Here is an 8169-nt window from a genome sequence, read left to right as displayed (position 1 = left end):
TGGCGGTCTTCTTCTTGGGTGGCATACATGATCCTTTTCAACATGTTATGCCCGAACACAAAATTCCTGACAGTCCCGGAGTACCTGCCTTAGTGGGTCACTGGCGAACCCACGCCCACTCCCTGCACGCTGTAAAACTCTTTTCCCGTCTTCTCGTCAAGATAGACATTGACGTCCCCATCGCGCCTGACAAACCGCAGGCCCTCGCTGACCGGGTCATTCTCCACGAAGCGATGCCGGGCAGTAAGTGAGGTTTCATACGCCCACCCTTCAGGCACCACCACCTTTTGAGGCTGGCCTGCATCGAGAGCGCAGACCGCCACAAGGCGGCTCTGGTCGCCGTTCCAGGGGGTAGTACCAAAGTCTGCCCATGTGCACGGATTGCAGAAGCCAGTGCGTTGGTCGACCACAACAATGTCGTGGGTTCCTTCTGCGTCCTGGAATACGAGACCACGCGCCTCAAGGAGACGGACGTACTGCTCCACGTCGGTGGGATGCATGAATGTCACGGCGGCGATTTGTCCATCTGCACGGAGCGACCCGTTCGGGACCTCGGCCGTGAACTGTTCCGGGCCTCCTTTGTACGCAGCGACGATGGCGTTGCAGCGAACGACCACCGAAATGCCTTCAATCAGTACTGCCATGGTTCTCCCCGGTTGACTCAGTCCATTCCTGGCATTCGATCCGCAACAGATTCCAGCAGCCGACGACCGTGGAGGACCGCCAGAACGTTGATCCGGACGGGTGCCATTTCGTAAATGACTCGATAGCTGTATAGGAAGCGCTCGCGTACCAATGCGTTGCCGAGCTCGGGAACGACACGACCTGCCAACGGATGGATTTCAATTACTTCGCCAAGGGCGAACAGTGCTTCTACAACTCGCTGAGCGTGATGCTGAGAGTCGCGTGCAATGAACTGGGCGATTGCCTCAATGTCCTCGACCGCCTCTGCAGACCAGTTCAGCGGTTCAGCCATTTACCCAACCGCTCACGCGCCTGCTCGGTGCTGTAGTGGCGTCCAGCCTCGATATCCGCGCGTCCACGCTGAATCTTTTCCAGCACATAGACGTGGTACTGGATGTCTTCCAAGGTCGCGTCATCGGGAAGTTGCGTAAGCAACTGGGCGACGTCCTGCTTGGCGGTGGCGGGAGGGGTCATGAGGTGACTCCAGGGTGGATGAGCCGATTCTAGCCCGGGGCGCAGAGAGTTGCCGGATTGGCCAGGGGCATGGGGCGTTGGGGTTCATGGTTGCCGGCCAACGGCCGGCGCTACCGGGTCGCGGTTGTTCATCGTATTGGAGCGGCTTGAGGCCGCGAAGCCACGCAGGGCGTGGCTCTACGGGGTTGCGCGGCATCACTTGCTGCTGACGTACTTCTCGCGGCGGACCTGGGGGTTGGGCAGGCCGGCGGCCTTCAGGGCTTCGAAGGTGGCGTCGACCATGTCCGGGTTGCCGCACAGGTAGGCGATGTCAGTCGCAGGGTTCGGGGCGAACTCGGCCAAATGCTGCTGGACGTAGCCGTGACGGACGTCGGGGTGCGGGTTTTCCGGCAGTTCGCGCGATAAGCACGGCACATAGCGGAAATTGGCGTGCTGTTCGGCGAAGTTGTAGAAATCCTCGCTGTACAGCAGCTCGCCGGGGGTGCGGGCACCCTGCAGCAGCACCACTTCGACCCCGCGCTCGGCCATGGCGGTGGCCAGCAGCGGCAGCATGGAGCGGTACGGCGTCACCCCGGTACCGGTGGCGATCAGCAGGTAGCGGGCGTTGTGGTCGCCGGGCATCAGGCAGAACCGGCCGTACGGGCCGCTGGCCTGCACGTGGCCGCCGATGTCCAGGCCCTCGAACAGGGCCGTGGCGGCCCCGCCGGGGACGAAGCTCACGGCGATATCCACCGCTTCCCCCGCCCCGATGGCGTGGTCGTGGATGGTGGCGAGCGAGTAGCTGCGCTTGGTTTCGGTGCCGTCAGCGTAGTGAAAATGGACCTGGATGAACTGGCCGGGCTGGAAATCCAGCGGCTGGCCGTCATCACGAAGGAACTGGTAGTGGCCGACGGTCGGGGCCAGCATGCGGCGGCCGACCAGCTTGAGGGGGAATTGAACAGGCACGAATTTGGGAAACAGTGTGTAGCCGGGGCGAGCCCTCGGGGCCTTCTATAATAGCGGCTCCCCGCCCCACTCCAGCGCCGCCCTTGGGCGCGAAGGCAAGAGCTTGGCTTCCCAGACAAATACCGCCCCCGCCCTGCGGGTGCGCGACCTCCGCAAAACCTACGACAACGGCACCCAGGCCCTTAAGGGCGTCTCGCTGGACGTGGCCCCGGGCGACTTCTTCGCCCTGCTGGGCCCGAACGGGGCCGGCAAGTCCACCCTGATCGGCATCATCAGCTCGCTGGTGAACCTGAGCGAAGGCCAGGTGGAGGTGTTCGGCAGCGACCTGGTGCGCGACCGCAGCGCCACCATGCGCCTGATCGGCCTGGTGCCGCAGGAGATCAACTTCAACCTGTTCGAAAAGCCCTTCGACATCCTGGTCAACTACGCCGGCTTCTACGGCGTGCCGCGCGAGGAAGCCGAGAAGATGGCCGAGGTGGAGCTCAAGCGCGCCCACCTGTGGGAAAAGGCCCAGGTGATGAGCCGCACGCTGTCCGGCGGCATGAAGCGCCGGCTGATGATCGCCCGCGCGATGATGACCCGCCCGCGCCTGCTGATCCTGGACGAACCGACCGCCGGTGTGGACATCGAGATCCGCCGCGACATGTGGCGGGTGCTGAAGGAGATCAACGCGGCCGGCACGACGATCATTCTGACCACGCATTACCTGGAAGAAGCCGAGCACCTGTGCCGGCACCTGGCCATCATCAACCACGGCCAGATCGTCACCCAGGGCCCCATGCGGGCGCTGCTGGCCAAGCTGGACGTGGAAGGCTTCCTGTTCGACATCGATGGCGACCTGCCGGCGCAGCTGCCGGTGATCGAGGGCACCACCATCACCGCCAACGACGCACACACGCTGGACGTGGACATGCCGCGCGCGATGGATCTGAACCGGGTGTTTGAAGCCCTGAACGCGGCCGGCATCCGGGTGCGCTCGATGCGCACCAAGAGCAACCGTCTGGAGGAGCTGTTCGTGCGGCTCACCGGCAACCAGGAGAACGCGGCATGAGCACCACCCCGAGCCCGGCGATGACCGACGGGCAGCGCAACCGGATCGCGCTGATGACCATCGTGCGCCGCGAAGTGGCGCGCATCCTGCGCATCTGGGGCCAGACCCTGGTGCCGCCGGCGATCACCATGACCCTGTACTTCCTGATCTTCGGCGGGCTGATCGGCTCGCGCGTGGGCGAAATGGGCGGCTACAGCTACATGCAGTTCATCGTGCCGGGGCTGGTGATGATGAGCGTGATCCAGAACAGCTACGGCAACATCAGCTCGTCGTTCTTCGGCGCGAAGTTCGGCCGCCACGTGGAAGAGCTGCTGGTGAGCCCGATGCCTAACTGGGTGATCCTGTGGGGTTACGTGGCCGGCGCGGTGCTGCGCGGGCTGATGGTCGGCGTGATCGTGCTGATCATCGCGATGTTCTTCACCCCGGTGCGCATTCCGCACCCGCTGGTGACGCTGACCACGGTGCTGCTGGGCGCAACGATCTTCTCGCTGGCCGGCTTCATCAACGCCGTGTATGCAAAGAAGTTCGACGACGTGGCCATTGTGCCGACCTTCATCCTGACCCCGCTGACCTACCTGGGCGGCGTGTTCTATTCGGTGAAGCTGCTGCCGGGCTGGGCCGAAGCGGCCACCCACGCCAATCCGATCTTCTACATGGTGAACGCGTTCCGCTACGGCCTGCTGGGCACCAGCGACGTGCCGCTGTGGGTGGCCTACGCGCTGATGATCGGCTTCGTGGTGGTGCTGAGCGCACTGGCGCTGTGGCTGCTGAAGCGTGGTGTTGGGATGCGGAGCTGATCTGGCGTGAGGTTCAGCGACTACATCGTGTTCGTCGATGAAAGTGGCGACCACAGCATGGAAAGCATCGACGACGGCTATCCGTTGTTCGTACTTTCCTGCTGTCTGATCAGTAAACAGGACTACGTCAACACCGTGGTTCCTGCCATGCAGCAGCTCAAATTCGCCACTTTTGGCCACGACGCAGTCATCCTGCATGAGCGCGAGATCCGCAAGGATCTAGGCGCTTTTTCGGTCTTGCGAGACCGCAGTAAGAAAATGGCGTTCCTCGAGGCGCTGACCGATGTGCTCGATCGGACGCCAATGACGGTATTTTCGGCAGTTATAGACAAGCGTCGGCTTGCCGAACATCGGCGGCGCGATGAAAGTCCCTATGAACTCTCCTTGCGATTCTGCTTGGAACGGATCTTCTACACCCTCCGTCGAGTGGGACAGACAGCCGATAACGACGGACCCCTTCTGACGCATGTGCTTTGCGAGTGTCGCGGTCGCAGTGAGGACGCAGACTTGGAATTGGCATTCCGACGGATCTGTAGCGGCGACAACTTTGGCGGCCTCCATCTGCCGTTCGAGCCGGTTCTAACAGACAAGAAGAACAATTCGATTGGGCTTCAGCTTGCGGACCTTGTGGCGCGCCCGATCGGGCTTCATCAGCTGCGCCCCGCACAACCCAATCGAGCGTGGGACGTAATTGAGACCAAGCTGGATCGAGATCCACGCGGGGTCTATGCAGGCTTCGGACTGAAGTGCTTCCCCTGAAAAACAAAAGGCCCCAGCGAATCCGCCGAGGCCCAATGCCGACCGGGAATCCCCGATCCAGGCTCCACTATAACAAAGTTCGGATTTGGGCGTTGGGTGCCCCTATTTCCGTTCAGGTTGACTGACGAAGCGAATCAGCCTCAACCCGTTCTCAGAGGCCTGCTCAGGCAAGGTGGATATCCGGAAAAGTCTGCGCCGACGGCCAACTCAGCAAATGAAAAAACCGCCTTTCGGCGGTTTTTTCTTCCTAAGCCGTTGGGCCAACTGAATGACGCGACAGAGGAGGAGTTGTGGGGCCATGGTACAGCCGCTCAGTTCGATGTCCACCGCTGACTGCCTCGCTGCGTGCGCCTGATGGCTGATCCTTGCACTGCTGCCCTTTGTTTCCGGTGCGTTCGCGCTGCTGGAGAAAGATGCACAGACGATTCATCGTGTGACGCTTTCGGCTTTTTCGCACCTCGCAGCGTAGTCCGCAGGGTTTAGGATGACGATGGGGGCGGACTGATCGAAGCTCATCCGCCCCGTTCATAAGGATCACCAACGGAGTTCTGTTCTGATGCGCATTCTGGTTCTAGGTGCCGGCGGTACCGGCGGTTACTTCGGCGGGCGTCTGGCCCAGGCCGGGGTGGATGTCACCTTCCTGGTGCGGCCGGCCCGCGCGGCACAGCTGGCGCAGGACGGGCTGGTGATCCGCAGTCCGCTGGGCGATGCGGCCTTCCCGGTGAAGCATGTGACCGCTGATGGGCTTGCAGCGCTGGCGGCTGAGAAGCCGTTTGATCTGGTGATGCTGAGCTGCAAGGCGTATGACCTTGAAAGCGCGATTGAAGCAATTGCGCCGGCGGTGTCTTCACGCACGACCGTGCTGCCAATCCTCAATGGGCTGCGCCACTACGCCACGCTGGATGCGCGCTTCGGACGCGATGCGGTGCTGGGTGGGCTGTGCTTCATCAGTGTGACCAAGGCACCGGATGGCGCGGTGCTGCATCTTGCACCGGCGGCGAAGCTGACTTTTGGTGAGCGTGACAACACCGGGGCGAGTGCGCGGGTACTGGCGCTGGCGTCGGCCTGTGTGCAGGCCGAAATCGATCATCTGGCCAGCGATGCCATCGGCCAGGAGCAGTGGGTGAAGTACAGCTTCCTGACCGCGCTGGCGGCGGGCACCTGTCTGATGCGGGCCGATGTCGGCACGATCGTGGGCACCGATGAGGGTGAGGCGATCATGCGCGGGCTGTATGCGGAGTGCGTGGCAGTGGCCGAGGCAGCAGGTGAGCCGGTGCCGGAGAAGGCGCAGGGGATTGCACTGGGGGCGTTGACCCAGGCGGGGTCGGCGTTGAAGGCGTCGATGCTGCGGGACCTGGAGGCCGGGCAGCAGGTGGAGGCGATGCAGATCGTGGGGGATATGCGGCTGCGGGCGCGGGAGGCCGGGGTGCTGGCACCGTTGTTGGCGGTGGCGTATGCCCATTTGCAGGCGTATGAGGCGAACCGCGCTGGGTGATGGTGGGTCGGCCTGGGAGCGCGGCGCGGTGCGCCGTGTATCGACCAACGGTCGATACCTACCGGTTCCCGTATTGTTTCGGGTGGCGGTAGGTCACGACCGTTGGTCGTGACCGCGCCGGATCAACCGGCGTCAGGCAACCGGAAGAACGCGCGCGTGGCGGCCGTAGCATTCGCTGCCGTCACCGCCACATCCTCGCCGCGGTCGCGCGCCAGCTCTTCCACGATGTGTGACAGGAACATGGGCTCGTTGCGGCGATCCTTCGGCATTGGCTTCAACGTACGCGGCAGTAGATACGGCGCGTCGGTCTCGATCATCAGCCGGTTGGCGGGCACATGCTTCACCAGCTCGCGCAGGTGCGCGCCACGGCGCTCGTCGCACAGCCAACCGGTAATACCGACGTACCAGTCCTGGTCGAGGTAATCGAACAGTTCCTGGCGCTCGCCGGTGAAGCAGTGCACCACCGCCGGGCCGAGGCGGCCTTCGAAGTTCTTCATCTGCGCCATGAAATCGGCATGCGCGTCGCGCTGGTGCAGGAACAGCGGCTTGCCGTTCTCCGCTGCCAGCTGCAGCTGGCGCTCGAAGGCGCGGTGCTGCGCGGGGCGCGGCGAGAAGTCGCGGAAGTAGTCCAGCCCGCACTCGCCCACTGCCACCACTTCCGCATGCGCATGCAGCGCGCGCATCTCGGCGTCGCATTCTTCGGTGTATTCCACCGCGTGATGCGGGTGCACGCCTGCGGTGGCGTACAGGAAGCCAGGATGCTGGCGGGCCAGCTCCAGTGCCATCGGCGAATGCTCGCGGCTGGCCCCGGTGATCACCATCTGCACCACGCCCGCCGCGCGCGCGCGTTCCAGCACCGCATCGCGGTCACGGTCGAAGGAGTCGTGGGTGAGGTTGGCACCGATATCGATCAGCTGCATGGGGCAATTCGCACACTCAGGTAAGCGGCGCATTGTAAAGCACCGCCCTGCCCGTATCCTTGCGGCATGCGTACGCCTGTTTTTCCCATTGCCGAGCAGCTGCCGGCCATTCTGGATGCCCTCAGCCGCGACACCCGGCTGGTGCTGGAAGCCCCGCCCGGCGCGGGTAAGACCACCCAGGTGCCGCTGGCGCTGCTGGATGCGCCGTGGCTGCAGGGCAGGAAGATCATCATGCTGGAACCGCGCCGGGTGGCGGCACGCAGCGCCGCGCAGTTCATGGCCCGGCAGCTGGGTGAGGACGTGGGCGAGACCGTCGGTTACCGGATCCGCTTCGAGAACAAGGTGTCCGCACGCACGCGGGTGGAAGTGGTCACCGAGGGCATCCTGACCCGCATGCTGCAGGAAGACCCGCTGCTGGAAGGCGTGGGCGCACTGCTGTTCGATGAATTCCACGAGCGCCATCTGGCCGCGGATCTGGGCCTTGCGCTGGCGCTGGACGTGCAGGCGCAGCTGCGCGACGACCTCCGCATTGTGGTGATGTCGGCCACGCTGGACGGCGAACGACTGGCGCAGTTCCTGGACGCGCCGCGCATCAGCAGTGCGGGCCGCAGCTACCCGGTGTCGATCAGCCATTTCCCGGCGCGGCGTGACGAGGCACTGGAAGCGCAGGTGCGGCGCGCGGTGGAACAGGCGCTGCGCGAGCACCCGGGCGATGTGCTGGTGTTCCTGCCGGGCCAGCGTGAGATCAACCGCGCCCTGGCGGCGCTGGATTCAGTGTTGCCGGCCGAGGTGCAGTTGCTGCCGCTGCATGGCGAATTGCCGGTGGAACAGCAGAGCCGCGTGCTGCAGCCCGACCCGAATGGCCAGCGGCGGGTGGTGCTGGCAACCAACGTGGCCGAGTCCTCGGTCACCCTGCCCGGGGTACGGGTGGTGATTGACGCCGGGTTGGCGCGGGAGCCGCGCTACGACCCCAACAGCGGCTTTGCGCGGCTGGACGTGGTGCCGATCGCGCAGGCCTCGGCCGACCAGCGCGCCGGCCGGGCC

10 protein-coding genes are annotated in these 8169 nt (G+C 64.1%); 5 read left to right on the top strand and 5 right to left on the bottom strand.

All coding sequences use genetic code 11. The annotated features are described in order from the left end of the window. Positions 1 to 89 precede the first annotated feature (89 nt). The 4 genes from EGJ34_RS19050 to EGJ34_RS19035 all read right to left on the bottom strand — a co-directional run bounded on the left by EGJ34_RS19050 (position 90) and on the right by EGJ34_RS19035 (position 2118). Entirely contained in the window at positions 90 to 644 is a 555-nt protein-coding gene (locus EGJ34_RS19050; RefSeq protein ID WP_125362028.1) for a hypothetical protein, read from the bottom strand. A gap of 17 nt (positions 645 to 661) precedes the next feature. Then, positions 662 to 976, bottom strand: coding sequence for a type II toxin-antitoxin system RelE/ParE family toxin (locus tag EGJ34_RS19045; RefSeq protein WP_125362027.1), 315 nt, complete (start codon positions 974 to 976; stop codon positions 662 to 664). After that, positions 961 to 1158, bottom strand: a complete 198-nt coding sequence (locus EGJ34_RS19040; RefSeq protein WP_125362026.1) for a hypothetical protein — start codon at positions 1156 to 1158, stop codon at positions 961 to 963. The genes EGJ34_RS19045 and EGJ34_RS19040 overlap by 16 nt, the downstream gene beginning before the upstream one ends. 195 nt (positions 1159 to 1353) lie before the next feature. Continuing rightward, positions 1354 to 2118, bottom strand: a complete 765-nt coding sequence (locus EGJ34_RS19035) for a ferredoxin--NADP reductase (RefSeq protein ID WP_260477060.1) — start codon at positions 2116 to 2118, stop codon at positions 1354 to 1356. 88 nt (positions 2119 to 2206) lie between these two features. Here EGJ34_RS19035 and EGJ34_RS19030 point away from each other — a divergent pair, with 88 nt between their 5' ends. The 4 genes from EGJ34_RS19030 (at position 2207) to panE (ending at position 6205) form a co-directional block, all read left to right on the top strand. Beyond that, a complete protein-coding gene (locus EGJ34_RS19030) occupies positions 2207 to 3154 on the top strand; it encodes an ABC transporter ATP-binding protein (protein WP_125362024.1) in 948 nt (315 codons plus the stop codon). Then, positions 3151 to 3951 carry an ABC transporter permease gene (locus EGJ34_RS19025; protein ID WP_125362023.1) on the top strand — a complete coding sequence of 267 codons (801 nt, stop codon included), beginning with the start codon at positions 3151 to 3153 and terminating at the stop codon, positions 3949 to 3951. Before EGJ34_RS19030 ends, EGJ34_RS19025 begins: the two co-directional genes overlap by 4 nt. Before the next feature lie 6 nt (positions 3952 to 3957). Next, positions 3958 to 4710: a DUF3800 domain-containing protein gene (locus tag EGJ34_RS19020; protein ID WP_125362022.1), complete on the top strand. Its 753-nt coding sequence runs from the start codon at positions 3958 to 3960 to the stop codon at positions 4708 to 4710. Between the two features lie 556 nt (positions 4711 to 5266). Further along, positions 5267 to 6205, top strand: a complete 939-nt coding sequence (gene panE / locus EGJ34_RS19015) for a 2-dehydropantoate 2-reductase (RefSeq protein WP_125362021.1) — start codon at positions 5267 to 5269, stop codon at positions 6203 to 6205. 122 nt (positions 6206 to 6327) lie between these two features. Here panE and EGJ34_RS19010 read toward each other — a convergent pair whose 3' ends face one another. After that, positions 6328 to 7125 (bottom strand): TatD family hydrolase, encoded by a 798-nt coding sequence (locus EGJ34_RS19010; protein ID WP_125362020.1) that lies wholly within the window; start codon positions 7123 to 7125, stop codon positions 6328 to 6330. Positions 7126 to 7191: 66 nt separating this feature from the next. Here EGJ34_RS19010 and EGJ34_RS19005 point away from each other — a divergent pair. Continuing rightward, on the top strand, positions 7192 to 8169 hold a 978-nt coding region (locus EGJ34_RS19005; RefSeq protein WP_125362019.1), incomplete at its 3' end, for a helicase-related protein.

Origin of the sequence: Stenotrophomonas sp. 278 (genome assembly GCF_003935715.1) — a bacterium.
GTDB lineage: Bacteria > Pseudomonadota > Gammaproteobacteria > Xanthomonadales > Xanthomonadaceae > Stenotrophomonas > Stenotrophomonas maltophilia_AH.
This window is presented reverse-complemented; position numbering and strand designations above follow the sequence as displayed.